27 protein-coding genes are annotated in these 24,324 nt (G+C 48.1%); 25 read left to right on the top strand and 2 right to left on the bottom strand.

Annotated elements, in window-relative coordinates:
• The first annotated feature begins 15 nt into the window (after positions 1-15).
• The 14 genes from BLQ53_RS07365 to spoVM all read left to right on the top strand — a co-directional run bounded on the left by BLQ53_RS07365 (position 16) and on the right by spoVM (position 13,379).
• Entirely contained in the window at positions 16-894 is an 879-nt protein-coding gene (locus BLQ53_RS07365; RefSeq protein WP_139180853.1) for a YicC/YloC family endoribonuclease, read from the top strand.
• Between the two features lie 260 nt (positions 895-1,154).
• The gene (gene remA, locus BLQ53_RS07360; protein WP_093726648.1) at positions 1,155-1,415 is read left to right on the top strand and encodes an extracellular matrix/biofilm regulator RemA; all 261 of its coding nucleotides are present in this window, start codon (positions 1,155-1,157) and stop codon (positions 1,413-1,415) included.
• Between the two features lie 14 nt (positions 1,416-1,429).
• Positions 1,430-2,044, top strand: coding sequence for a guanylate kinase (gene gmk, locus BLQ53_RS07355; RefSeq protein WP_093726647.1), 615 nt, complete (start codon positions 1,430-1,432; stop codon positions 2,042-2,044).
• A gap of 1 nt (position 2,045) precedes the next feature.
• Complete coding sequence (gene rpoZ, locus BLQ53_RS07350) at positions 2,046-2,243, top strand: DNA-directed RNA polymerase subunit omega (RefSeq protein WP_093726646.1); 198 nt, start codon at positions 2,046-2,048, stop codon at positions 2,241-2,243.
• Between the two features lie 99 nt (positions 2,244-2,342).
• Positions 2,343-3,551 carry a bifunctional phosphopantothenoylcysteine decarboxylase/phosphopantothenate--cysteine ligase CoaBC gene (gene coaBC, locus BLQ53_RS07345; RefSeq protein WP_093726645.1) on the top strand — a complete coding sequence of 403 codons (1,209 nt, stop codon included), beginning with the start codon at positions 2,343-2,345 and terminating at the stop codon, positions 3,549-3,551.
• A complete protein-coding gene (priA, locus tag BLQ53_RS07340; RefSeq protein WP_093726644.1) occupies positions 3,548-5,950 on the top strand; it encodes a primosomal protein N' in 2,403 nt (800 codons plus the stop codon). The genes coaBC and priA overlap by 4 nt, the downstream gene beginning before the upstream one ends.
• 17 nt (positions 5,951-5,967) lie before the next feature.
• Positions 5,968-6,918: a methionyl-tRNA formyltransferase gene (gene fmt / locus BLQ53_RS07335; RefSeq protein ID WP_093726643.1), complete on the top strand. Its 951-nt coding sequence runs from the start codon at positions 5,968-5,970 to the stop codon at positions 6,916-6,918.
• Positions 6,905-8,248 (top strand): 16S rRNA (cytosine(967)-C(5))-methyltransferase RsmB, encoded by a 1,344-nt coding sequence (rsmB, locus tag BLQ53_RS07330; RefSeq protein ID WP_093726642.1) that lies wholly within the window; start codon positions 6,905-6,907, stop codon positions 8,246-8,248. The genes fmt and rsmB overlap by 14 nt, the downstream gene beginning before the upstream one ends.
• A 60-nt stretch (positions 8,249-8,308) precedes the next feature.
• On the top strand, positions 8,309-9,064 hold the full coding sequence (locus BLQ53_RS07325) for a Stp1/IreP family PP2C-type Ser/Thr phosphatase (RefSeq protein WP_093726641.1): 756 nt from the start codon (positions 8,309-8,311) through the stop codon (positions 9,062-9,064).
• Position 9,065: 1 nt separating this feature from the next.
• On the top strand, positions 9,066-11,063 hold the full coding sequence (pknB, locus tag BLQ53_RS07320; RefSeq protein ID WP_093726640.1) for a Stk1 family PASTA domain-containing Ser/Thr kinase: 1,998 nt from the start codon (positions 9,066-9,068) through the stop codon (positions 11,061-11,063).
• Positions 11,064-11,948, top strand: a complete 885-nt coding sequence (rsgA, locus tag BLQ53_RS07315) for a ribosome small subunit-dependent GTPase A (protein ID WP_093726639.1) — start codon at positions 11,064-11,066, stop codon at positions 11,946-11,948.
• A 2-nt stretch (positions 11,949-11,950) separates the two neighbouring features.
• Positions 11,951-12,604, top strand: a complete 654-nt coding sequence (gene rpe, locus BLQ53_RS07310; RefSeq protein ID WP_093726801.1) for a ribulose-phosphate 3-epimerase — start codon at positions 11,951-11,953, stop codon at positions 12,602-12,604.
• A gap of 3 nt (positions 12,605-12,607) precedes the next feature.
• On the top strand, positions 12,608-13,252 hold the full coding sequence (locus BLQ53_RS07305; protein WP_093726638.1) for a thiamine diphosphokinase: 645 nt from the start codon (positions 12,608-12,610) through the stop codon (positions 13,250-13,252).
• The gene (gene spoVM, locus BLQ53_RS19360) at positions 13,245-13,379 is read left to right on the top strand and encodes a stage V sporulation protein SpoVM (protein ID WP_340082140.1); all 135 of its coding nucleotides are present in this window, start codon (positions 13,245-13,247) and stop codon (positions 13,377-13,379) included. The genes BLQ53_RS07305 and spoVM overlap by 8 nt, the downstream gene beginning before the upstream one ends.
• An 81-nt stretch (positions 13,380-13,460) precedes the next feature.
• On the opposite strand, the gene rpmB is transcribed toward spoVM, so the two are convergent.
• Positions 13,461-13,649 carry a 50S ribosomal protein L28 gene (gene rpmB / locus BLQ53_RS07295; RefSeq protein WP_038560076.1) on the bottom strand — a complete coding sequence of 63 codons (189 nt, stop codon included), beginning with the start codon at positions 13,647-13,649 and terminating at the stop codon, positions 13,461-13,463.
• Positions 13,650-13,867: 218 nt separating this feature from the next.
• On the opposite strand from rpmB, the gene BLQ53_RS07290 reads away from it, so the two are divergent.
• From BLQ53_RS07290 to rnc, 11 genes are all read left to right on the top strand, one after another.
• Positions 13,868-14,230, top strand: a complete 363-nt coding sequence (locus tag BLQ53_RS07290) for an Asp23/Gls24 family envelope stress response protein (protein WP_093726637.1) — start codon at positions 13,868-13,870, stop codon at positions 14,228-14,230.
• Between the two features lie 30 nt (positions 14,231-14,260).
• Positions 14,261-15,907 (top strand): DAK2 domain-containing protein, encoded by a 1,647-nt coding sequence (locus BLQ53_RS07285; RefSeq protein ID WP_093726636.1) that lies wholly within the window; start codon positions 14,261-14,263, stop codon positions 15,905-15,907.
• Positions 15,908-16,003: 96 nt separating this feature from the next.
• Entirely contained in the window at positions 16,004-16,666 is a 663-nt protein-coding gene (sdaAB, locus tag BLQ53_RS07280; RefSeq protein WP_093726635.1) for an L-serine ammonia-lyase, iron-sulfur-dependent subunit beta, read from the top strand.
• Positions 16,667-16,682: 16 nt separating this feature from the next.
• Positions 16,683-17,567, top strand: a complete 885-nt coding sequence (gene sdaAA, locus BLQ53_RS07275) for an L-serine ammonia-lyase, iron-sulfur-dependent, subunit alpha (RefSeq protein ID WP_093726634.1) — start codon at positions 16,683-16,685, stop codon at positions 17,565-17,567.
• A gap of 5 nt (positions 17,568-17,572) precedes the next feature.
• Positions 17,573-19,609, top strand: coding sequence for an ATP-dependent DNA helicase RecG (gene recG, locus BLQ53_RS07270; RefSeq protein WP_244499280.1), 2,037 nt, complete (start codon positions 17,573-17,575; stop codon positions 19,607-19,609).
• Positions 19,610-19,684: 75 nt separating this feature from the next.
• The gene (fapR, locus tag BLQ53_RS07265) at positions 19,685-20,254 is read left to right on the top strand and encodes a transcription factor FapR (RefSeq protein WP_093726632.1); all 570 of its coding nucleotides are present in this window, start codon (positions 19,685-19,687) and stop codon (positions 20,252-20,254) included.
• A 3-nt stretch (positions 20,255-20,257) separates the two neighbouring features.
• Positions 20,258-21,268 (top strand): phosphate acyltransferase PlsX, encoded by a 1,011-nt coding sequence (plsX, locus tag BLQ53_RS07260; RefSeq protein WP_093726631.1) that lies wholly within the window; start codon positions 20,258-20,260, stop codon positions 21,266-21,268.
• Positions 21,269-22,219 (top strand): ACP S-malonyltransferase, encoded by a 951-nt coding sequence (gene fabD, locus BLQ53_RS07255; RefSeq protein ID WP_093726630.1) that lies wholly within the window; start codon positions 21,269-21,271, stop codon positions 22,217-22,219. It abuts the gene before it with no gap.
• Positions 22,216-22,959 (top strand): 3-oxoacyl-[acyl-carrier-protein] reductase, encoded by a 744-nt coding sequence (gene fabG, locus BLQ53_RS07250; protein ID WP_093726629.1) that lies wholly within the window; start codon positions 22,216-22,218, stop codon positions 22,957-22,959. The genes fabD and fabG overlap by 4 nt, the downstream gene beginning before the upstream one ends.
• A 68-nt stretch (positions 22,960-23,027) precedes the next feature.
• Positions 23,028-23,261, top strand: coding sequence for an acyl carrier protein (gene acpP, locus BLQ53_RS07245; RefSeq protein ID WP_093726628.1), 234 nt, complete (start codon positions 23,028-23,030; stop codon positions 23,259-23,261).
• Positions 23,262-23,354: 93 nt separating this feature from the next.
• Positions 23,355-24,038 (top strand): ribonuclease III, encoded by a 684-nt coding sequence (rnc, locus tag BLQ53_RS07240; RefSeq protein ID WP_093726627.1) that lies wholly within the window; start codon positions 23,355-23,357, stop codon positions 24,036-24,038.
• Positions 24,039-24,074: 36 nt separating this feature from the next.
• Here the strand turns inward: rnc and BLQ53_RS07235 are convergent, their stop codons facing one another.
• Entirely contained in the window at positions 24,075-24,296 is a 222-nt protein-coding gene (locus tag BLQ53_RS07235; protein WP_093726626.1) for a DUF1128 domain-containing protein, read from the bottom strand.
• Positions 24,297-24,324: the final 28 nt, after the last annotated feature.

Raw genomic sequence — 24,324 nt, 5'->3', positions numbered from 1 at the left:
GCCGGAGGGATCAGCTTGACTAGGAGTATGACAGGGTATGGAAGAGGTGCCGCATCCGGAAGCGGTTTGCGTGTCACGGCGGAATTAAAGAGCGTCAATTCCAGGTACTTGGATATAAAATGCAAGCTGCCGAAAGCGGCCGCCTTTTTAGAAGCGACTGTGAAGGATCAGCTGCAGCAAGCTGTCAGCAGGGGAAAGCTCGAGCTGACAGTGGATGTGGAAGGCGGAGCATTGCGAAAACGTGAAATATCCATTGACTGGGAATTAGCGGAGGCTTATATGGTTAAGCTGAAAGCTATAAAGTCCGCATTCGATCTGCGTGGCGATATTACGATCGACACATTGCTGACGCAATCGGCAGATATCTTTGTGGAAGAAGCGCAGCCTGAACTAACAGAACTGCCTGACTTGGTGGATAAGGCACTGCAAGAAGCACTTGGAGCTTTCCTATTGATGCGGACGACAGAAGGAACTGCTTTGGCAAGTGACATCCAGAACAGAATGACCGCCATTCAAGCGATGCTGAAACAGCTGACCGAGCTGCGGCCCCAAGTGATGGAAGCATACAAGCAACGCATCGAGGACAGGGTTGCAAGCTATGTTGACGATGGATTACCGGAAAACAGCCGCTTGCATCAGGAAATAGCGCTGCTGGCGGAAAAAGGGGATATAACAGAGGAGCTCATTCGCTTGGAAAGTCATTTGGATCAGCTTGCTGTGAACCTGGAGGAAAAAGGGCCAGTCGGCAGGACATGTGATTTCATCCTGCAGGAAATGCAGCGGGAAGTGAATACAATCGGATCCAAGTCGACTGCTTCCTCCATCAGTATAATCGTTGTCAGTCTCAAATCGGAGCTGGAGAAAATAAAAGAGCAAGTGCAAAATATAGAATAGTATTGAGTTTATCAAGGAGTATACTTATAATGTAAGGTAGCCTTTATAAGTAGAATTATTATGCATATAGTTGTTAAGTTGAATCAATAAAGCAGAATTATTATGAATTAATTATAATTTATCCCGATGATTTACTATGTAACATTTGCATGATTTTTAGAACAAAAATGGGTATTTTCTTTTTTAATGATCTAAGAAGATGGCTACATTATTTTTAGCGCCAGTCAAGAAGAGCAGTACAGCAGGAAGGGAGAAGCAAGATGAGTCTGAAATTAATCAACATCGGTTTCGGAAATGTCGTTTCTGCAACCAGGATTATCTCGATAGTTTCTCCTGAATCGGCTCCCATCAAGCGTATCATCACGGTTGCCCGTGATGCGAATAAGCTGGTGGATGCTACATATGGTCGGCGAACAAGAGCTGTCATCATCACAGATAGTGATCACGTCATCCTCTCGGCTGTACAGCCGGAGACGGTGGGCCAGCGTGTCCTGCGTGACGATGAACTATCTGAGGAATAGCTAGGAGGAAGCACATGATTGAACAGAAAGGGATCCTTTTCATCCTGTCCGGACCTTCCGGTGTCGGAAAAGGGACAGTAAGGAAGGCATTATTCGAACAGGACACACATCTTCGCTACTCAATCAGCATGACAACAAGGAACATGCGACCGGGTGAACAGGATGGCGTGGACTATTTCTATAAATCGAAGGAAGAATTCGAACATTTGATTGGCCAGAATAAGCTCCTTGAATATGCGAGCTATGTAGACAATTATTATGGCACTCCTCGTGATTACGTAGAAGAGACATTGGAAGCAGGTCATGACGTCTTTCTCGAAATTGAAGTACAAGGTGCACTTCAGGTGAAAGAGAACTTCCCGCAAGGAGTTTTCATTTTCCTCATTCCGCCAAGTCTGGAGGAATTGAAGAATCGTATCGTCGGGCGTGGTACCGAAACACCGGATCTTGTCAAGAACCGTTTGAACGCTGCCCGGGATGAAATCGAGATGATGGATGCTTATGACTATGTCGTGGTCAATGATCAGCTGGATCATGCTGTGTCGAAGATCCAATCCATCGTCCAGAGTGAACATTGCAAGCGCGAGCGTGTCGCAAAAGAATACAAGAAAGCATTGGAGGTAAATTGATATGATGCTAGAACCGTCTATTGATAAACTACAGGAAAAAATCAATTCGAAATACACTTTGGTCTCATTGTCATCTCAGCGTGCTCGTCAGCTGCAGGAGACAAAAACAACGAAGATTGCCAATCCGAAATCTCATAAATACGTTGGTATTGCGCTGGAAGAAATCCAAGCTGATCAATTGGAATATACAGAAGAATAAACGGTGAGGATGCCAGGTGCATCCGATGGAGATGCCCTCGCGATGGTGAACACCTAGCGGGGGTTTCTTTCTTATTGTCCATCAGGAGGGGGAAGTGAAATGAATTTAGCTGGAAAGACGATTTGTCTCGGAGTTTCCGGAGGAATTGCAGCGTATAAAGCATGTGCACTGACAAGCAAACTGACGCAAAAGGGTGCTGATGTGCACGTCATCATGACAAAGCATGCCGCGGAATTCGTAACACCGCTTACGTTCCAAGCTTTATCCCGTAACCCGGTATACATTGATACATTTGATGAGAAGCATCCGGAGAAAATCGCTCATATCGATCTGGCAGATAAAGCAGATATATTCCTGCTGGCACCAGCAACAGCCAACCTGATCGGAAAGCTTGCCAATGGTATTGCAGACGATATGCTTACGACGACATTGCTTGCGACCGAGGCACCTGTCTATATAGCGCCCGCGATGAATGTCCATATGTATGCGCATCCTGCCGTCATTCGCAATATGCAGCAGCTGGATGATTGGGGCTATCATTTTATCGAACCGGAAGCAGGTTATCTTGCTTGTGGATATGTCGGCAAAGGCAGACTGGAAGAACCGGAATCCATCATCCGAATCCTGGAAGAAAGAAAGGAACCTATACGTGATTTGGCAGGTAAACGCGTGTTAGTCACGGCCGGCCCGACTCAGGAAACGATCGATCCGGTCCGTTTCTTTACGAATCATTCCTCGGGCAAAATGGGTTATGCTCTTGCCGAAGCAGCCGCTAGACGCGGAGCAGATGTTACCCTAGTGAGCGGACCTACCCAGCTGACTGCACCTCGGAGTGTAAAGCGAGTGGATATTGCGAGTGCCCAGGATATGCTCGATCAAGTACTGGCTCGATATGAGGAGCAGGACATCGTCATTAAGGCAGCGGCTGTAGCTGACTATCGGCCAGTGCAGACTTTTGATTCCAAAATGAAGAAAAAGGATGGCAACTTGTCAATCGAGTTGGAACGTACGACCGATATCCTCCAAACGCTCGGACAGCGAAAACAGCACCAGTACCTAGTCGGCTTTGCGGCAGAGACAGACAATGCAATAGAATATGGCAAAGGGAAGCTTGAGCGCAAGCGTCTGGATGCCATTTGCGTAAATACAGTCGGAAAAGCAGACAGCGGGTTTCAATCTGACACCAATGAAGTGATTTATTTGAATAAAGAAGGCAAGGAACAGCATCTTCCTACTGAAACGAAGAAACAAATCGCTCACCGGATTTTGGATGAAATCCTGGAAGATATGGAGGCTGACAGAAAATGAACATCGCGAAGGTTGTTGTCGACGTCCCGGCTAGTCAGACCGACCGCGTGTATGATTATCTGATACCCGAGAATATGATTGGCGTCCTACAGCCGGGGATGCGTGTCGTCGTGCCATTCGGAAATCGCCGCATCATGGGTTTTGTCCTGGAGATCGGCAGCTCTGCTGAAGTGGACAAGTTGAAGGAAATACAGGAAACGATGGATTTGCTTCCGGCACTGACACCTGAATTGCTTGATTTGGGAGTGTGGATGGGAGAGCAGACATTGAGTTTCCACATCACAGCTCTCCAGGCAATGCTGCCCCAAGCGATGAAGGCGAAATATCAGAAACTGCTTATCCGGACAGGAGAAATAGCGGAAGCTTTGCATCCGCTGTTTCTGGAAGGAGACACTGCCGGTTATGAACAATTTGAGCACAGCGGCGTACCATTAGCAACGCTCCAGCAAGCGATCAAAGCGGGGCAGATTGAACTGCATTATCAAGTTAACTCCAAGGAAACGAAGAAAACAATCCGGATGGTGGATGCCAGCAAGAACGTGGAAGAACTTCAGAAAGCACTTGAATCAGTGAATGCCCGTGCCATGAAACAAAGAGCGCTGCTTGAGCATTTCATCGAAGAGCCAGGGCCGATCGTACAAAAGCATTTGCTCGACATGTATGAGACGACAGCATCCACACTCAAGCCATTGCTGGAAACAGGCTTGCTCCACTCATATGACAAAGAAGTGCTCCGGGATCCGTATGAAGATAGGCAAATTGAGCGAACAAGACCGCTGCAGCTTTCAGATTCACAGGCTAAAGCACTTGAACCCATCCTTTGGAGCATCCAGTCGGAATCACATGAAGTATTCTTACTTCATGGTGTCACGGGAAGCGGGAAAACGGAAGTATACTTGCAGGCAATCCAGCAGGTGCTCGAAAAAGGACAGGAAGCCATTGTGCTCGTTCCCGAAATTGCACTTACCCCGCAGACAGTCAACCGATTCAAAGGTAGATTCGGCTCTGATGTTGCCGTGCTTCACAGTGCTTTATCAGCAGGTGAAAAATATGATGAGTGGCGGAAAATTCAGCGAAAACAAGTCAAAGTAGCTGTCGGAGCCAGATCCGCCATTTTCGCACCTTTTGAGAATTTGGGGATCATCATCATTGATGAAGAGCATGAAACAAGTTATAAGCAGGAAGATCATCCGAAATACCATGCCAGGGACATAGCCGTTTTTCGCGGGGAATATCACCATGCTCCTGTTGTCCTTGGCAGTGCGACACCTTCGCTCGAATCATTTGCCAGAGCGGAAAAAGGTGTCTATCACATGCTGGAGCTTCCGGAACGCGTGAACCAAGCAGCGATGCCCGATTATCAAATCGTCGATATGCGGGATGAACTGCATGCGGGAAATCGTTCGATTTTTTCCCGAGATTTGCTGGAACAAATGAAGGAACGCCTGCACAGGAAGGAACAGACAGTTTTGTTCTTGAATCGCCGCGGCTACAGCACATTTGTCATGTGCCGCGACTGCGGTCATACGGTGGAGTGCCCGCATTGTGACATCACATTGACTTACCATCGGAGCAGTGAACAGCTAAAATGTCATTATTGCGGCTATGAAGAACCGATTCCTTCGATTTGTCCTGCTTGTGAAAGTGATACGATCCGCTATTTCGGAACAGGTACCCAAAAAGTCGAAGAAGCACTCACGCAGCTGCTCCCGGAAGCTCGCGTGATTCGGATGGATGTCGATACGACGAGACGAAAAGGTGCACATGAAAAGCTGCTTGGTGCATTTGGCAGAGGCGAAGCCGATATCTTGCTCGGTACCCAGATGATTGCAAAAGGTCTGGATTTTGAAAAAGTGACGCTCGTCGGTGTCCTGGCAGCAGACTCGATGCTGCATCTGCCGGATTTCCGAGCGGCAGAGAAGACATTCCAGCTGCTGACACAGGTAAGCGGACGTGCTGGACGGCACAGCTTGCCCGGTGAAGTCATCATTCAGACTTATTCGCCGGAACATTATAGTGTCGAACTAGCAGCAGCAGGCGACTATCGTCCATTTTTCCAAACGGAAATGCAAACACGGCGTGCATTTCAATATCCGCCGTACTATTATCTGGCTCTCATGACCATCAGCCACCAGCACCAAATGAAGGCGATGCAGACGACACAGACGATCGTACAGCTGCTGCAGAAGCATTTGTCCGACCAAGTCCGGATACTTGGACCGACGCCATCACCACTGGCGCGAATCAAAGATAGATATCGCTTCCAGTGCATGGTAAAATACAAAAACGAACCGAACCTTCGGGATGTGATCAGGAGAATCCTCCATCATTACGAAGACGCACGGAAAAAAGAAGACTTGCAAATACATGTTGATTTACAGCCGTATTCGCTCATGTAGGAAAGGAGCTTATTTGAATGAAACGAATCGTATTCATGGGTACACCGGATTTCGCGGTGCCCGTTCTAAAACAGCTTACAGAGGAAGATTGCGAGCTAGTGCTCGTCGTCACCCAGCCTGATCGCCCGAAAGGACGCAAACGCATCCTCACGAGCTCACCTGTGAAAGAGGAAGCTCTGAAGCACGGTATTCCGGTGTATCAGCCGGAAAAAATCAAGGAAAGTTATGAAGAAATCTTTTCCTATGAGCCTGATTTGATCGTAACGGCTGCGTTCGGTCAGATATTGCCGAAGGAGCTGCTTGATTATCCGGAATATGGCTGTATCAATGTCCATGCTTCCTTGCTGCCGGAACTCCGCGGCGGGGCACCGATTCATTATGCCATCCAGCAAGGAAAAGCCGAGACAGGCGTCACCATCATGTATATGGTAGAGAAGCTGGACGCAGGCGATATGCTGCTGCAGCGTTCTGTTCCGATTACATTGGAAGATCATGTTGGAACGATGCATGACAAATTGGCAGTGCTTGGCGCGGAAATGATCCATGATATCCTTCCTGCTATCTTTGCTCGAAATGTGACACCGATCAAGCAGGATGAAGACAAGGTGACCTTTGCACCGACAATCAAACGGGAACAGGAAGTGATTGACTGGAGCCGTTCCAACTGGGAAGTCTTCAATCATATCCGAGGCATGCATCCATGGCCGGTGGCTTTCACGACATATAAAGACAAGCCTTTCAAAGTATGGGGCAGTGAATTGCTGGATCAAAAGTACGACGGAGAACCAGGAGCCATTGCTGCAATCGAGTCCGACGGTATCGTTGTTGTTTGCGGAAACGATACAGCTGTCAAATTGACACAGGTGCAGCCGGCAGGCAAGAAACAAATGACTGCAGCGGATTATCTGCGCGGTGTCGGTAAAGATATGCAAGCTGGAGAAAGGTTGGGCCAGCATGAAGAAGTATGAACTGCGTGACACAGCGGTCACATTATTGACCCGGATCGGGGATCAGGGCGGTTACAGTCACCTGCTCCTTGATCAGGCAATACGAAACAAAGACTTTGACAGCAGGGATACAGCACTCCTAACAGAAATTGTCTATGGAACGTTGTCTTATAAACTGACATTGGAGCATTTTCTCGGTCAGTTTGTGTCCAGGAAATTGGATACATGGGCCAAATGGCTTCTGCTGTCTGCTTTTTACCAGATGTATTCGTTGGATCGGGTGCCTGATCATGCTGTCATCCATGAATCTGTCGAAATCGCCAAGCAGCGGGGTCATAAAGGTATTGCATCACTTGTGAATGCTGTACTGCGTAACGTACAGCGAAAAGGCTTTCCGAATCTGGATGACATAAAGGACCCAGCAGAGCGGATTGCATTGGAAACGAGCCATCCCCACTGGTTGGTTGAGCGCTGGATTTCACAATATGGAGAGAAAACAGCCCGGGAAATGTGTGCCGTCAATCAGGTGGAAAAGCCGATAAGTGTCCGCGTACAGCCTCTGCTTACAACACGTGCGAAAGCGATGGAGGAACTGGAGTCCCAAGGCTTCACTGTCCGTCCTTCTGTCATCGATACGCAAGGAATCATCATTGAAAAAGGCAATGTCCTGAAAAGTGATCTATTCCTCTCCAATCAAGTGACCGTCCAAGATCAGACGAGTATGCTTGCTGGTCGGATGGTGAATGCAAAAGCAGGGATGACCGTGCTGGATGCGTGCAGTGCGCCAGGTGGCAAGACGACGCATATTGCCGAAACGATGGACAATCAAGGCAAGCTTTATGCATATGACCTGCATGCCAAAAAAGCGAAACAGGTCCAGCAGAAAGCTGAAAAGCTCAAGCTGACCATCATCGATGCCAACCAGGCTGATGCCCGGAAGCTGCAGGAGAAACACGAACAAGAGAGCTTCGATCGGATTCTGCTCGATGCACCTTGTTCCGGACTAGGTGTGCTAAGAGGTAAACCTGATATCAAATACCATAAGTCGGCACAGGATGTCTTATCACTTGCTTCCATTCAGGCCGACCTGCTGGAAGAGGTGGCACCGCTTTTGAAAATAGGCGGGAAGCTTGTCTACAGTACTTGTACTGTCGATCAAGCGGAAAATGAACAAGTTGTCCGCACTTTTCTAAAACAGCATCCAGAATTCGAAGTCGATCCGGATTTCCGCAGCGATTTGCCAAAGGCCATTCACGATGCACCTGGACTGACGGATGCGGGTTTGCAGATTTTCCCGCAGGATTTCAATACGGATGGCTTTTTCCTTGTTCGACTTGTTAGAAAAGGGTAAGAAATGTGGTAGGATAAACTTGGAGCAGCAAACAGACTGCATATAGATGAGGTGAATAGCGTGAGAGGTTTTTTCATTACTGACCGTGGCCAGATCAGAAGTCATAATGAGGATGCAGGCGGGGTGTTCTCTAATTCCCATGGACAACATCTAGCTGTCATTGCAGATGGCATGGGCGGACACAAGGCGGGTGATGTCGCCAGTCAGCTTGCCATTTCCAATTTACGTAGCTGGTGGGAATCCGCAAGCGTCTTCGATTCTCCGCAACAGACGGAAGAAGCAGTCAAGCAGGCAATCAAAGATGTCAATCTGCGCGTTTATGAAGAATCACGTCAGAGCGAGGAATTGTCAGGTATGGGAACGACAATCGTTGCAGCTGTTTGTACAGATGATTTTGTGACAATTGCCCATATTGGCGACAGCCGCTGCTATATGCTGAATGAAGAGGGATTCAAGCAAGTGACGGAAGATCATTCCCTTGTAAATGAATTGGTCCGATCGGGCCAGATCACGGAACAGGATGCAGAGCATCATCCGCGTAAAAATGTTCTGCTGCGCGCGCTCGGAACAGATCAGGAAGTGGAGATGGACTTGGTATCCATCACCTGGGAAGCCGGTGATCGCCTGCTGTTATGCTCGGATGGACTATCAAATAAAATTGACAAGCAAGAGCTTTTGCAGTATCTCACATCGGGGGAAGAGATTGAACATATCGCTGCCCAGCTAGTAACGGTTGCCAACGAGCGAGGCGGGGAAGATAATATTTCTTTGATCATAGCCGATTTGGCTGATACACCTGTCCGGGAGGGTGCTTAGCATGCTCGAAGGACGTACGCTGAATGAACGGTATGAAATTCACCGTCTGATCGGCGGAGGCGGTATGGCAAATGTCTATCTGGCCCAGGATGTCATTCTCGATCGTGAAGTTGCCGTCAAAGTCCTGAAACTGGAATATGCCAACGATGATGAATTCATTGCCAGATTCCACCGGGAAGCCCATGCGGCTACCAGTCTTTCGCATCCGAATATCGTCACGATCTATGACGTCGGTGATGAAGAAGGCATTTACTACATGGTCATGGAATACGTCAGTGGAATGACATTGAAGCAATACATACAGACGCATGGTACCATCGTGGTTCCTGATACGGTGGATATCATGAAACAGGTCACCTCAGCGATTTCCCATGCCCATGCCAATGGAATCGTCCATCGCGACATCAAACCGCAGAATATCCTGATTGATGATTATGGCAAAGTGAAGGTGACGGATTTCGGTATTGCCACAGCCTTGAGTGCCACCTCATTGACCCAGACGAATGCCCTGCTTGGCTCTGTTCATTATTTGTCCCCTGAACAGGCAAGGGGAGGCATTGCAACCAAGAAGTCAGATGTTTATTCCCTAGGGATAGTCATGTTCGAATTGCTTACCGGCCGTCTGCCATTTTCCGGCGAATCAGCGGTGAGCATCGCTTTGAAGCATTTGCAGACAGAAACCCCATCGGTCAGACGCTGGACTGGCGATATTCCGCAAAGTGTGGAGAATATCGTACTGAAAGCCACAACAAAAGATCCTTTTTATCGTTATATCAGCACTTACGATATGGAAGCTGATCTGGAAACATGTCTCAATCCAGCCAGAGCGGATGAACCGCGTTTCACGCCGCCTAAGGACGATGGCGAAACGACCAAGGCGATTCCGATCATTTCCGAGAAGGACCTTAACCAAGCGTCATTGGCCGACACGATCGTACATAACGGTCATACGAATCCGCCGAAACAAGAAGAAAAACCAAAAAAGAAGAAAAAACGCTGGAAAGTCCTTTTATGGATAGCTGCCATCATTATAGTGCTGGCATGTGCGGGAATAGGACTGGTGCTTGCAACGACGCCGAAGGAAGTTACCATGATCGATGTGACTGGGGACTCCTATGCAGATGCAGTTGATAAGCTATCTGATCTGGATTTGCATGTAAAACGCGAAGCGACGGCATCAGAAACAGTGGAGGAAGGAAATGTCGTCAAGACGGATCCTTCAGCCGGCAGCAAGATCAAGGAAGGCACCAGTGTCACAGTCTACACAAGCATTGGGAAGGAAAAAGAAGAGTTCGATGATTATGAGGGCAAATCATTCTCCCAAGTGGAAAAACTGTTGGATGATAAGGGATATAAAAATGTACGCTCTTATGAAGAATTCTCGGATGAACCGGTAGGTACTATCATCTCCCAGATCCAGCCTCAAGCTGGATCCAAAGTGGTTCCGGAGGACACGACTGTCATCTTTGAAGTGAGCAAAGGGCCGGAAGCGGTCACATTGACGGATCTTACCGGTATGACGGAAGAAGAAGCTCAATCTTACTTGGATAAGAATAATCTTGATGGCAGTTTCATCGAACAGCCATCTAATGAAGTCGAAGAAGGCGTCGTGATCCGTCATGAACCAAGAGCAGGACAGTCGATTGAAGAAAATGGCAGTGTCGATCTGTATGTCTCGACTGGACCGGAGAATCTGCCGCCCGCGACACATACCGTGACATTCACTGTTCCATATGAACCTGAAGATGCACAAACGGGAGATGGGGAAGGTACGGGGGAGGGGCAGGATGAACCTGTCCCGCAACTTGTTCAGATATACGTCGGTGATGCCGATCATGATGTGACGGAGCTTTATGATGAACGTTTGATCACAGAGGATGAGGAAATTTCGCTCACACTCAGCATACCGGCAGGCGGGGAAGCCGAATATCGCGTACTGCGAAATGACGAAGTGTTCTTGGAAAAAACTGTTCCGTACGAAGACAGGGAAGGTGAATAAATGCCATCAGGTAAGATTATGAAAGCATTGAGCGGGTTTTATTATGTCCTGACAGATGAAGGAGAAACCTATCAATGCCGTGGCAGAGGTGTGTTTCGTAAACAAAAGATAACGCCGCTTGTCGGTGATGAAGTGGAATTCGAGGCAGAGACAAAACAGGAAGGATATGTGCTGGATGTCTTGCCGCGAAAAAACGAGCTTATCAGGCCGCCAATTGCAAATATCGACCAGGCCATCATCGTGACGTCGGCAGCACGGCCGGATTTCAGTACGGCTTTACTCGACCGATTCCTTGTTTTAGTGGAATCAAAGCATATCGAGCCGGTTATTTTCATTACGAAAATGGACATGCTGTCGGCAGATGGACTAGCTAGAATGGAAGCATTTAAAGAAGATTATCAGCGCTTTGGATATCCCGTGGAGATGTTTTCTTCCAAGGAAGAGACTAATTTGGATCGAGTCAAGCTGCATATGAAAGACAAAATCTCGGTTATAGCGGGGCAGTCAGGTGTTGGTAAGTCATCGATGCTTAACGCGATCGATCCGCGGCTGGAGCTGGAAACAAAGGAAATATCCGAAAGTCTTGGACGCGGCCGCCATACGACCAGACATGTGGAGCTGATTCCGATTGGCGGCGGTCTCGTCGCAGATACGCCGGGGTTCAGTTCGCTGGAATTTACTGAATTAGAAGCCGAAGAACTGCCATCATGCTTCCCGGAATTCAGGGAGCGGGAAGACAGTTGTAAATTCAGGGGCTGTATGCATCACAAGGAGCCTAAATGCGCAGTGAAGCAAGCGGTGGACGCAGGTGAGATTCCGGAATACCGCTATACGCATTATCTGCAGTTCCTTGAGGAAATCAAATCGAGAAAGCCGAGGTATTAATGATGACAAAAATCGCACCATCTATTCTTTCAGCTGACTTTGCCAACTTGGCTGCGGAAATCCGTGACGTGGAAAAAGGCGGGGCCGATTATATCCACGTTGATGTTATGGATGGACATTTTGTTCCGAACATTACGATTGGACCGCTGATCGTTGAGGCGATTCGTCCTGTCACGGAGCTTCCGCTCGATGTTCATCTCATGATTGAAAATCCCGAGCGGTATATTGAAGCATTCGTAAAGGCTGGTGCCGATATCATCACTGTCCATCAGGAGGCGTGCATCCACCTGCACCGCACAATCGTGATGATCAAGGAACTGGGAGTCAAGGCGGGGGTCGTGTTGAATCCGGCCACACCTGTTAGTTTGATCGAAGAAATTTTGCCGGAGGTTGATATGGTACTTTTGATGACGGTCAACCCTGGTTTTGGAGGCCAGCGCTTCATCCCTTCTGTATTGAAGAAGGTGGAAGAATTAGCAAAGCTTCGGACTAAACTGGGAATCGACTTCGAAATCGAAATCGATGGTGGTGTGAATACCGATACAGCTAAATTATGTACGGATGCCGGTGCGGATGTACTGGTCGCTGGCAGTGCGGTCTATGGACAGGAAGACCGGGCAGCGGCAATTGCAGCAATTCGGGAAGCGGCTGAATGACAAATGGCAGCAAAACTTAGTATCGGGCTGGTCGGAGGTGCTGGCAGCCTGCCGGATTTACGCGCTGAAAACCACCATATATGGATCGGAGCTGATGCTGGTGCAAAAGCACTGGCGTCTGCCGGTATTCGGATGAAGCTGGCAGTAGGGGACTTTGATTCGGTGTCGGAAGCGGATTTGGTGATGATCCGGCAATATGCTGATCAAGTACTCCTGTACTCGCCGGAAAAAGATGAAACGGATTTTGAACTGGCAATTCGGCATGCGCAAGAAATCGGCGCAAGTGATGTGGCTGTATATGGAGTGACTGGCGGAAGGCTCGATCATGAACTGATCAACGTCCAGATGCTATACCGTTTGCTTGATACCTTCGATCAAACCGTCATCATCGACAGGCAGAACGCGATTCGCATGCACCGTCCGGGTACATACCGAACAATACAAGAGGATACATACCGTTATGTATCATTTCTTTCCTTCTCTGAGCAAGTTACTGGTCTAACCTTGACCGGCTTTAAATATCCTTTAACAGATGCTTCAATCCATTGGGGCGAGACACTGTCCATCTCCAATGAGCTTGTTGCACAAACTGGTACTTATTCATTCACCTCTGGCATAGTAATAATGATAAAGAGCAAGGATGTTTAAAAGCTACAGCGTCAGGCTGCTCAGGAAAAAGGAGGAAGGGGAACTTATGAAATTCTATACCTTTAAACTCCCGAGGTTCATCGGTGGCTTCGTCCGTGTCATTATCGGAACGTTTAAAAAAGATTAGCACAAAAAAAGCACTCCTTTTGAAAGGGTGCTTTTTTTGTCGCATGCGAATGCTACCATAAAAGTATTTTAGAAATGCTATTTATACGCGTTCGATGTTACCTTTTTTAAGCGCACGAGCTGAAACGTAAACTTTTTTAGGTTTACCATCAACAAGGATGCGAACTTTTTGAACGTTTGCTTTCCAAGTACGTTTATTAGCGTTCATGGCATGAGAACGAGCATTACCAGAACGAGTTGTACGTCCTGTGATTACACATTTGCGTCCCATGTTATCCCTCCTAATATGACGAGTAGTTTGTAACACTAAACAAATTTATCACAACTTGGCGCGTAATGCAATAATCTAACAAAAATATATCAAGAAAAATTACTTGACAGTATTCTGTTTAGCTGGCATTGTAGAAAGGGCTATTTTTAATCCGCTTTCAAATGAAGCTTCCATATAGTATAGTAGGAATAGATTTGATAAGCGTTAGGAGGAGCCGCATGAGCCTTCATCTGACTACAGAAGATGGAAAAATAACGATTGCAACGGATGTAATCGCGACATTGGCTGGAAGTGCCGCCGTAAAATGCTATGGCATCGTCGGTATGGCTTCCAGACATCAATTACGTGACGGCATTGCAGAAATTCTCCGCAGGGAGAACTATTCAAAAGGAATAGTCGTAACCCAGGCGGACAACAAAGTCCAGATCGACTTGCATATTATCGTAAGTTATGGAACGAAAATATCCGAGGTTGCACATAACGTGCAATCCCAAGTGAAATATACATTGGATCGGGCATTGGGCGTGCTGACGAGCTCTGTGAACATTTATATTCAAGGCGTCAGCGTTTCTGCAGACTAGAATAGCCGGCAGATTTAAGGAGGAAACAGTTTGAGTGTTGGAAATGTGGATGGGAAGACATTTGCGGGGATGCTGCTGACCGGTGCACATCATCTGGCGGATAACGCCAAAACGATTGATGCATTGAATGTATTTCCTGTGCCGGACGGCGATACAGGTACGAACATGAACTTAACGATTACGTCTGGGGCAAAGGCTGTCCAAGAATCGGACAGCGATGAAGTCGGCGTGCTTGCCGCAGCCTTTGCCAAAGGTTTGCTGATGGGAGCAAGAGGAAACTCAGGAGTCATACTTTCTCAGCTTTTCCGCGGTTTTGCCAAAGCGCTGGAAGGAAACAAGGATCTGACTGCAGGCAAGCTTGCCAATGCATTGGATGCTGGTGTTAAAACTGCATATAAAGCAGTCATGAAACCTGTCGAAGGGACAATTCTGACTGTAGCGAAGGATGCGGCGGCTACAGCTGTCGAAAAATCAAAGACTGAAGCCGACCCGGTGGCGTTATTCAGATCAGTGGTGGAAGCTGCAAGAAAAAGTCTGAGCCGTACACCTGATTTACTTCCTGTTCTCAAGGAAGTCGGCGTTGTGGATAGCGGGGGGCAGGGGCTGGTCACTGTTTATGAAGGTTTCCTTGCCGCTTTGACAGGGGAAGAACTTCCTGCTGAGGTTCAGCATGGCAAGATGGAGAATCTTGTGAATGCAGAGCACCACAAGCAGGCGCAGGACTTTTTGGATACAACTGATATCACGTATGGCTATTGCACGGAATTCATGGTCAAATTCGAAGCGGACAAACTGAAAGAAAACCCCTTCGATGAACAAGCTTATCGGGAGAATTTGAACGGTAGAGGGGACTCCTTGCTGGTGGTTGCTGATGAGGATGTCATGAAGGTGCATATCCATACGGAATATCCAGGGGAAGTCATGACATACAGCCAACGCTATGGCAGTTTAATCAATATGAAAATCGAAAATATGCGGGAACAGCATGCAGCTATTGTCGGTAAAAAAGAAAAGCAGGAACGAAACCAACACGCCATTGTCACAGTGGCGATGGGGGATGGTGTGAAAGCTTTGTTTGAAAGCCTTGGTGCAAATATTGTCATTTCTGGCGGACAGACGATGAACCCGAGCACGCAGGACATTGCTGATGCCATCAAAGCAGCGAATGCGGAATCTGTTTATATACTGCCTAATAATAAGAATATCATAATGGCCGCTGAGCAAGCTGCTTCCATGGCCGAGGTACAAGCTTTTGTGGTTCCAACCAAAACGATTCCGCAGGGTATGCGGTCCTTGCTCGCTTTTGAGGCATCTCAGCCGGCAGACGCTAATGAGGAGGCCATGACGGAAGCATTGACGCAAGTGAAATCCGGTCAGGTGACGCATGCTGTTCGTGATACGACAATCGAAGGCGTCACAATCAAGGAAGGCCAATATATTGCTATTTTGGAAGGTAAGATCATTTCAGCCGCTTCTGATGCAGAAGCAGCGCTGGAGCTATTGCTTGAGAAAATGGTCAGTGATGAAGATGAATTGATTACAGTCATCCTCGGAGAAGATGCGACCAAAGCGGACGACCGCTTGGAGGATTTCGTCGAAGCGAAATTCTCTGAGGCTGAGCTGGAAGTCCATGAAGGCAATCAGCCGGTTTACACGTACTTGGTTGCGGTTGAATAAGAGTGGGGAAAGCTCCTTGACAGGAGCTTTTTTCATTGGTTGCAGTAGGAACATATGTGTGATGCATGATAAAATAGAAGCAAGAGGAGTGAGCCTATGAAATATCAATCCGTATTCGATATTATCGGGCCGGTCATGGTCGGCCCATCCAGTTCTCATACTGCCGGAGCAGCCAGAATCGGACGTGCCGCCAGGCTGATTTACGGGAAAGAGCCGACTTGGGCGACGATTCATTTATATGGTTCATTTGCAAAAACGTATCGTGGGCATGGTACCGATTTGGCGATTGTCGGCGGTCTGCTAGGTTATGATACTGACGATGATCGAATCAGGTTCGCACTGGAAACAGCGAAAAAACAAAATATGAAAATAGAATTCGTAGAAGATACAGCTGCAACAGATCATCCGAACACGGCAAGAGTAAAGCTTGGTACAAAAGACAGCAGCATGGAGCTGGTCGGTATCTCGATCGGCGGCGGAAAAGTGGAAATTACCGAGCTGAACGGCTTTGAACTGCGTATGTCAGGGAATAAACCGGCCATCCTGATCATGCACAATGATCGATTTGGTGCGATTGCTTCGGTGACACAAATTTTGGCGCAGCACGAGATAAATATAGCGCATATGGAGGTCTCCCGTAAGGATGTCGGGAAGGATGCGCTTATGGTGATCGAGACGGATCAAAACGTGGAGGATGATGTGATGCTTGTACTCGAGCATGCATCCCACATCAATCGTGTATCCCGATTGATCAATTGAACAGGAGGAATGACTTATGTTTCGCAATGTAGCGGAATTGCTTGAACAAGCGAATGCGGACAGCATTTCCATCTCAGAAGTGATGATACGCCAGGAAATGGATATCCATCAGCGTTCCCGTGAGGAAGTCATGGGCCAGATGGAACGCAACCTGGAAATTATGGAAGAAGCAGTAGAGCGCGGTTTGAAGGGAGTGACCTCCCATTCTGGTTTGACTGGAAATGATGCTGTCTTGCTTCAGCAATACATGGACAAAGGCAATACGCTTTCAGGGCATCTGTTATTGGATGCGGTGAGTAAAGCTGTTGCAACGAATGAAGTGAATGCTGCAATGGGAATGATTTGTGCAACTCCGACAGCAGGAAGCGCCGGGTGTGTGCCGGGTGCTTTGTTTGCTGTCAAAGAAAGATTGCATCCCACACGCGAGCAAATGGTTCGTTTCTTGTTTACAGCAGGAGCTTTCGGATTCGTTGTGGCCAACAATGCATCCATCAGCGGTGCTGAAGGTGGTTGTCAGGCTGAAGTAGGCTCTGCTGCTGCGATGGCCAGTGCAGCTGTGGTGGAAATGGCTGGCGGTACACCAGAACAAAGCGCCGAAGCTTTTGCGATAACATTAAAAAACATGCTTGGGCTTGTATGTGATCCAGTAGCTGGTCTAGTGGAAGTACCGTGTATCAAGCGAAACGCTGCTGGTGCTTCTAATGCCATCGTATCTGCTGATATGGCGCTGGCGGGTATCACAAGCAGAATACCTTGTGATGAAGTGATTGGAGCCATGTACCGGATCGGCCGTTCCATGCCCTCAGCACTTCGGGAAACAGCGGAAGGCGGATTGGCTGCCACGCCGACTGGGCGCAGACTGGCAGATATGATTTATGGGATAACAAAAGAGAAAGAGTGAGGAATGTGTTGAAGCAACCGGTTGATCAAGTCAAGGGAATCGGTGCAAAGCTTGCGGAAGGATTGGCGAATATGGGGATCTTCACAGTCGAAGATCTCCTTTTTCATCTACCTTATCGCTACGACATTTTCGATGTCCAGCCGCTCGCAGAACTGATTCACGATGATAAAGTGACGATTGAAGGTGAAATTGCTTCCCCAGCCCATGTGCAATACTATGGACGGAAGAAAAATAAATTGACTGTAACGCTTCTGGTCGAAAATGTCGCGGTGAAGGCGATCATGTTCAATCGTGCATTTGCCCAGAAGCAGCTGCTGCCGGGTCGGAAAGTGACGGTGATCGGGAAATGGGATCAGCACCGCCTGCAGTTGACTGTCAGTAATTTCAAGGTTGGCGGGGCGGATGAATTGACACCAGTCCAGCCTGTTTACGGAGTGAAAGGGTCGGTGACGGTAAGGCAGCTGCAAAAGAGTGTGAAGCAAGCATTGGAACAATATGACGATGAAATCAAAGAAATTCTCCCTTCATCTTATTTGGCATCCTACAAAATGCCTGATCGGAAAACAGCACTGCAGCATATGCACTTTCCGCCTGACAGAAAGGCTTTGGCGCATGCGAGAAGGCGATTTACTTATGAAGAATTCCTCCTTTTCCAGCTGAAAATGCAATTTATCCGAAAACAAAAACGGGAAGCTTCCAGCGGCGGAAGCTTAAGCTTCGATAACGACAGGGTACAAGCATTCGTTGCTACTTTGCCTTTTACGTTGACGAACGCCCAGCAGCGTGTATTGACAGAGATCATGCGCGATCTCAAATCGTCATATCGGATGAATCGCTTGCTGCAGGGAGACGTGGGGTCAGGTAAAACAGCTGTTGCCGCAGTTGCGCTTTATGCAGCTGTCACAGCTGGCAAGCAAGGTGCCATCATGGTGCCGACAGAGATATTGGCAGAACAGCATGCCCAATCTCTTAGCGGGATGCTCGATGGCTTTGCCACAGTAGCGCTTCTGACTGGAAGCATTAAAGGCAAGCGCCGGAAAGCCATTCTTGAACAAGTTGCAAATGGTGAAGTGGATATCCTGGTCGGGACGCATGCGCTGATCCAAGATGAAGTCCATTTCCGTGATCTTGCATTGGCCATCGTAGATGAACAGCATCGCTTTGGTGTCGCGCAGAGGCGGACACTTCGTGATAAAGGCTTGCACCCGGATGTCCTGTTCATGACTGCCACTCCGATTCCGCGTACACTGGCGATCACGGCGTTTGGCGACATGGATGTATCAGCAATCGATGAGATGCCAGCCGGCCGCAAAGAAATAGAAACCTACTGGGTGAAGGAAAATACGATTGACAGGGTGCTGGATTTCATCCGCAAGGAAGTTGCAGCAGGTCATCAGGCATATGTGATCAGCCCGCTGATCGAGGAATCGGACAAGCTGGACATCCAGAATGCAGTCGATTTGCATGAAATGCTGTCTGCCGTCTTCGAACCGGATATCCATGTCGGTCTCATGCATGGGCGGCTTCCCGCTGATGAGAAGGAAGAAGTGATGAAGGAGTTCGCGGCCAATGATACACAAGTGCTTGTATCCACTACGGTAGTTGAAGTAGGGGTGAACGTACCCAACGCCACTTTAATGATCATCTACGATGCGGAACGTTTTGGCTTGTCACAGCTGCATCAGCTTCGTGGGCGAGTGGGCCGGGGAGATGCGCAAAGCTATTGTATCCTAATTGCGGAACCGAAAGGGGAAATCGGCAAGGAGCGAATGCGTATCATGACCGAAACAAATAATGGTTTCGAGCTTTCCGAACAAGATTTGCAGCTTCGCGGGCCAGGTGATTTCTTCGGGAAAAAGCAGAGCGGTATACCGGAATTCAAGGTGGGTGATATGGTGCACGATTATCGTGCCTTGGAAACGGCGCGTAAGGATGCAGAGCAAATCATAGCGGAAGAAAAGCTGGAAAACGACCCGGCTTATCGTAATTTATTACAAGCGCTGGACGCTGAGTTTGCCTTGAATGGAAACGTGTTGGACTAAAAACGGCGGTTGCAAATTCTGGGCTGCTATTATATATTACTTTTAGTACCTAGTCTTAATTTTGGCGGTGGAGAAATGAGAAGAAGCAAAAAAGACAGACAGGACTTACTGCGGGAAACGATTGAAAAAACACCGTTTATCACAGATGAGGAATTGGCCAAAAAATTCGGCGTCAGCATCCAGACGATCCGACTGGACAGAATGGAGCTGACGATACCGGAATTACGGGAACGAATTAAGCACGTCGCCAATTCGCAATGGAATGAAACCGTGAAATCGATCAATATTGATGAGGTCATCGGGGAAATCATTGATTTGGAACTGGATGAACGGGCAATCAGCATATTGGATATCAAGCCAGAGCATGTTTTCACACGAAACCAGATTGCCAGGGGGCATCACCTGTTTGCACAGGCCAACTCGCTGGCTGTCGCGCTGATCGATGATCCGTTTGCCCTTACCTTCCACTCCGAAATCACCTTCACCAGACAAGTGAAACTCCACGAGCGGGTAGTAGCGAAAGCAAAGGTCATTCGGCAGGACAGGAAGCGGACGGTCATCCAAGTGGATAGTGCTGTGGATCAGGAACAAGTATTCAAAGGTACGTTTGAGATGTTCCGCTCGAGCGTCAAAGAAGGGAAATAAGTTATGCGAATCGCAATCGATGCAATGGGCGGCGACCACGCACCTGAGGAAATAGTCAAAGGTGCCGTGCTTGCAGCAACAAAGGATGCTTCTTTGGAACTGACACTTGTTGGGGATCAAAGCAAGATCGAACCGCATCTCGGCGAGGTCCGTCCGGCTAATATTCGGATTATACATACCGAGGAGTTTATTACAGCAGATGACGAGCCAGTAAGGGCCATCCGTCGGAAAAAGCAGTCATCACTCGTATTGACCGCACAGGAAGTAAAAGAAGGGCGTGCCGATGCTTGTATTTCGGCAGGGAATACCGGTGCACTGATGACGGCGGGACTGATGATTGTCGGACGCATCAAAGGCATTGAACGGCCTGCGCTGTCCCCTACGCTTCCGACAGTGGATGGAAAAGGCTTTGTTTTGCTGGATGTCGGTGCCAATATTGACGCCAAAGCGAACCATTTATTACAATACGGCGTCATGGGCTCCATCTATGCCGAGAAGGTCCGGGGAATAGACAAGCCGCGTGTAGGCTTGCTCAATGTCGGCACGGAAGATGGTAAGGGAAATGACCTGACCAAAAAAGCATTCGAGCTTCTCGGCAAAGCACCGATCAATTTCGTCGGCAATGTCGAAGGACGGGATTTCCTTTCCGGGGATTATGATGTGGTTGTGACAGACGGCTTCAGCGGTAATATCGCATTGAAGACGACCGAAGGTACAGCAATGATGTTCTTCTCGATGATCAAGAAGGCCTTCCTGAAGAATATGAAGACAAAGCTTGCTGCCGGAATGATGAAACCGGAGCTGAAGGAACTCAAAGCCAGCACGGAATATGCTGAATACGGCGGTGCTGCGTTGTTTGGCCTTGCTGCGCCAGTAGTGAAAGCGCATGGATCCTCCAATGCGCGCGCCATCCAGGTCGCTATCCAGCAGACCAAGCAAATGGCCGAAAATAATGTAACAAAAGTCATAGAAGAAACCATACAGGGCATGAAAAAAGATGAGGAGGAAGCATAAGTGAAACGAGTAGCTTTTGTATTTCCAGGACAAGGCTCACAGGCAGTGGGCATGGGTCAGGATATGTATAATGCATACGAAGAAGTGAAAAGTCTATTCCAGGCAGCAGATGAACGGTTGCCTCAGCCGATTACACCTTTGATGTTCGAAGGACCGGCAGAAGAGCTAACGAAGACAGAAAATGCACAGCCGGCATTGCTTCTGACAAGCGCTGCCATATATCAAGTGCTGCAAAATGAGGGCGTACGGCCTGTCGTTACAGCAGGACATAGCCTCGGTGAGTACAGTGCGCTTGTGGCAGCTGGTGTACTTCGGGCAGAAGAAGCAGCTGTACTTGTCAACAAACGCGGTCAGCTTATGGAGAAAGCTTATCCAGCAGGTCAAGGCTCGATGGCCGCAGTACTGGGACTCAGTCTGGAAGCTATCCAGGACGTTCTAGAGACGGTTGATAAGGAGCATGGCGAAATTGTTGATGCTGCGAATATTAACTGCCCAGGCCAAGTTGTCATTTCCGGTACGAAAAAAGGAATCGAACTTGCAGAGCCGCTTTTGAAAGAAGCTGGAGCTAAACGCGTGCTTATGCTGAACGTCAGCGGACCATTCCATTCCAGATTGATGAAACAAGCTGCGGAAGAATTCGCATCTGTACTTGGAGATGTGGAAAAAGCAGATGCATCGATTCCGGTATATGCTAACGTAACGGCAGAAAAAGTACTGGATCAGAAAGAAATCGAGCAGCTGCTCGTGCAGCAGTTGTACTCCCCGGTCCGTTTTGAAGAGACTGTTGTCAACATGCTTCAAAACGACGAGTTGGATGCCATCGTGGAAGTCGGAAATGGCAAAGTGCTCAGTGGATTAGTGAAGAAAATCAATCGCCGTACAACTACTTTCAACGTACAAGACCCTGAATCATTGCAAGCATTCTTGGCGTGGTACAAGGAGGAAGAATGATGCTTACAGGTAAGGCAGCACTTGTTACAGGTGCATCTCGTGGAATCGGCAGGGAAATCGCATTGGAACTTGCGCGTAACGGCGTGAACGTAGCGGTGAACTACTCCGGAAGCAAAGAAAAAGCAGAGAACGTTGCAGAGGAAATCCGCGCCCTTGGGCAGGAATCGATCGTAATACAGGCGAATGTAGCAGAAGAAGAAAGCGTAAAAGATATGGTCAAGCAGACTATTCAAGCATTCGGAAGTTTGGACATACTAGTGAACAATGCTGGTATCACGCGGGATAACCTGCTAATGCGTATGAAGGAAGCAGATTTCGATGCAGTCATCCAGACGAATTTGAAAGGTGTATTCCTTTGCACGAAAGCAGTGACACGTCAAATGATGAAACAAAAAGCTGGCCGCATCATCAATGTGGCGAGTATTGTCGGTGTCAGCGGTAATCCTGGGCAGGCTAACTATGTCGCAGCAAAAGCAGGGGTCATCGGCCTAACGAAAACGGCTGCCAAGGAGCTTGCTGCGCGAAACGTTCTGGTCAATGCCGTTGCTCCGGGATTCATCACGACTGATATGACGGATGAAATGACAGACGAGCAGAAACAGGCAATGCAAAGCATGATTCCGCTCGGTAAACCGGGCAAGCCGGAAGACGTTGCCCGTGTCGTTCGCTTCCTTGCATCCGAGGACAGCAATTACATGACTGGCCAGACCTTGCACATTGATGGCGGCATGGTTATGTAACTCGAGTGAAAAAATTGTAGTTTTCCGGGACGAAATGTCCTATAATACTGAAGGGAGGTGAATTTCCTATGGCAGATGTATTCGAGCAAGTAAAACAAATCGTTATTGATCGTCTTGATGTAGACGAATCCAAAGTAACACTAGAGGCTTCTTTCAAAGAAGATCTAGAAGCAGATTCCCTTGATGTGGTGGAATTGGTTATGGAATTGGAAGATCAATTCGACATGGAAATTTCTGATGAAGATGCGGAAAAAATCGCTACTGTTGGCGACGCTGTAAACTACATAAACAGCAAACAGTAAGATTTAAATAAGATGCATAGGAGAGAGTCCCGCTTGATTTCAGGCGGGACTCTCTCCGCATCATCACAACAAATGGAAAGTGGGGACAGCAGAATGAATTTATCTACACTGCAGGAGAAGCTCGGGATACAATTCCATGATGATGCTTTATTGCAGAATGCCTTGACCCATTCATCTTATGTGAATGAACATCGTCACCTGAAAAAGACGGATAACGAGCGTTTGGAATTTCTGGGCGATGCGGTACTTGAGCTTGGTGTGTCCCAATTCTTGTACAAGCATTATCCGGATATGCCGGAAGGGAATATGACGAAGCTCCGTGCTGCCATCGTCAGAGAGGAATCCCTTGTACTATTCGCCAAGGAAATGGATCTCGGTGCTTATGTGCTGCTCGGAAAAGGGGAAGAGCGCACGGGCGGCAGGACTCGTCCTGCATTGCTGGCCGATGTATTCGAGGCGTTTGTCGGTGCGTTATATCTTGATCAGGATTTCGAAGTGGTACTCGGATTCTTTGAAAAGATCGTCTTTCCGAAAATCAGCCAAGGTGCTTTTTCACATGCGATGGATTATAAAAGCAAGCTGCAGGAGGTCATTCAGCAGGACAAGGATAAGGTGATCACATATACGATCATCGATGAGAGAGGTCCTGCTCATAATCGGGAATTCGTGGCAGAGCTGAAGATTCAGGGAGAATTAGTCGGCACAGGTATTGGCCGCACGAAGAAAGAAGCGGAACAGCAAGCTGCCCGGATTGCACTCGAAGCGTTGAAAGGATAGAAAAACGGCGAAGAGCTGATGCTCTTTGCCGTTTTTCTATTTCCGGTAATTAGCCAGTTCCTGAATGAATGCTTCTGTCTCATAGACACTGAGCTGTTTTTTTGATTCGATATGATCATATAATTCCTTGATATCTTGATAGTTCCCAAGCTGATAATCTTCTGGCTGCAGGATGGAACGATTGACGAGGTTAAGCCGGTCTGCGATACCATTGATGAGGATGGACAAGTTCTCCTCCGATGCCTGTTCGAGCTTCATGGGCGAGCCTCCTTTGACGTAATTGATA

This window comes from Terribacillus halophilus (assembly GCF_900101385.1).
GTDB classification, from domain to species: domain Bacteria; phylum Bacillota; class Bacilli; order Bacillales; family Amphibacillaceae; genus Terribacillus; species Terribacillus halophilus.
The sequence above is the reverse complement of the archived record's forward strand: the minus strand, read 5'-3'. Positions and strand labels throughout refer to the sequence as shown.

Bases quoted from the DNA above. Each gene is read 5' to 3' on its own strand.
- remA (WP_093726648.1), top strand. From the start codon at position 1,155: ATGAGTCTGAAATTAATCAACATCGGTTTCGGAAATGTCGTTTCTGCA.
- gmk (WP_093726647.1), top strand. From the start codon at position 1,430: ATGATTGAACAGAAAGGGATCCTTTTCATCCTGTCCGGACCTTCCGGT.
- rpoZ (WP_093726646.1), top strand. From the start codon at position 2,046: ATGATGCTAGAACCGTCTATTGATAAACTACAGGAAAAAATCAATTCG.
- coaBC (WP_093726645.1), top strand. From the start codon at position 2,343: ATGAATTTAGCTGGAAAGACGATTTGTCTCGGAGTTTCCGGAGGAATT.
- priA (WP_093726644.1), top strand. From the start codon at position 3,548: ATGAACATCGCGAAGGTTGTTGTCGACGTCCCGGCTAGTCAGACCGAC.
- fmt (WP_093726643.1), top strand. From the start codon at position 5,968: ATGAAACGAATCGTATTCATGGGTACACCGGATTTCGCGGTGCCCGTT.
- rsmB (WP_093726642.1), top strand. From the start codon at position 6,905: ATGAAGAAGTATGAACTGCGTGACACAGCGGTCACATTATTGACCCGG.
- pknB (WP_093726640.1), top strand. From the start codon at position 9,066: ATGCTCGAAGGACGTACGCTGAATGAACGGTATGAAATTCACCGTCTG.
- rsgA (WP_093726639.1), top strand. From the start codon at position 11,064: ATGCCATCAGGTAAGATTATGAAAGCATTGAGCGGGTTTTATTATGTC.
- rpe (WP_093726801.1), top strand. From the start codon at position 11,951: ATGACAAAAATCGCACCATCTATTCTTTCAGCTGACTTTGCCAACTTG.
- BLQ53_RS07305 (WP_093726638.1), top strand. From the start codon at position 12,608: ATGGCAGCAAAACTTAGTATCGGGCTGGTCGGAGGTGCTGGCAGCCTG.
- spoVM (WP_340082140.1), top strand. From the start codon at position 13,245: ATGTTTAAAAGCTACAGCGTCAGGCTGCTCAGGAAAAAGGAGGAAGGG.
- rpmB (WP_038560076.1), bottom strand. From the start codon at position 13,649: ATGGGACGCAAATGTGTAATCACAGGACGTACAACTCGTTCTGGTAAT.
- BLQ53_RS07290 (WP_093726637.1), top strand. From the start codon at position 13,868: ATGAGCCTTCATCTGACTACAGAAGATGGAAAAATAACGATTGCAACG.
- sdaAB (WP_093726635.1), top strand. From the start codon at position 16,004: ATGAAATATCAATCCGTATTCGATATTATCGGGCCGGTCATGGTCGGC.
- sdaAA (WP_093726634.1), top strand. From the start codon at position 16,683: ATGTTTCGCAATGTAGCGGAATTGCTTGAACAAGCGAATGCGGACAGC.
- fapR (WP_093726632.1), top strand. From the start codon at position 19,685: ATGAGAAGAAGCAAAAAAGACAGACAGGACTTACTGCGGGAAACGATT.
- plsX (WP_093726631.1), top strand. From the start codon at position 20,258: ATGCGAATCGCAATCGATGCAATGGGCGGCGACCACGCACCTGAGGAA.
- fabG (WP_093726629.1), top strand. From the start codon at position 22,216: ATGATGCTTACAGGTAAGGCAGCACTTGTTACAGGTGCATCTCGTGGA.
- acpP (WP_093726628.1), top strand. From the start codon at position 23,028: ATGGCAGATGTATTCGAGCAAGTAAAACAAATCGTTATTGATCGTCTT.
- rnc (WP_093726627.1), top strand. From the start codon at position 23,355: ATGAATTTATCTACACTGCAGGAGAAGCTCGGGATACAATTCCATGAT.
- BLQ53_RS07235 (WP_093726626.1), bottom strand. From the start codon at position 24,296: ATGAAGCTCGAACAGGCATCGGAGGAGAACTTGTCCATCCTCATCAAT.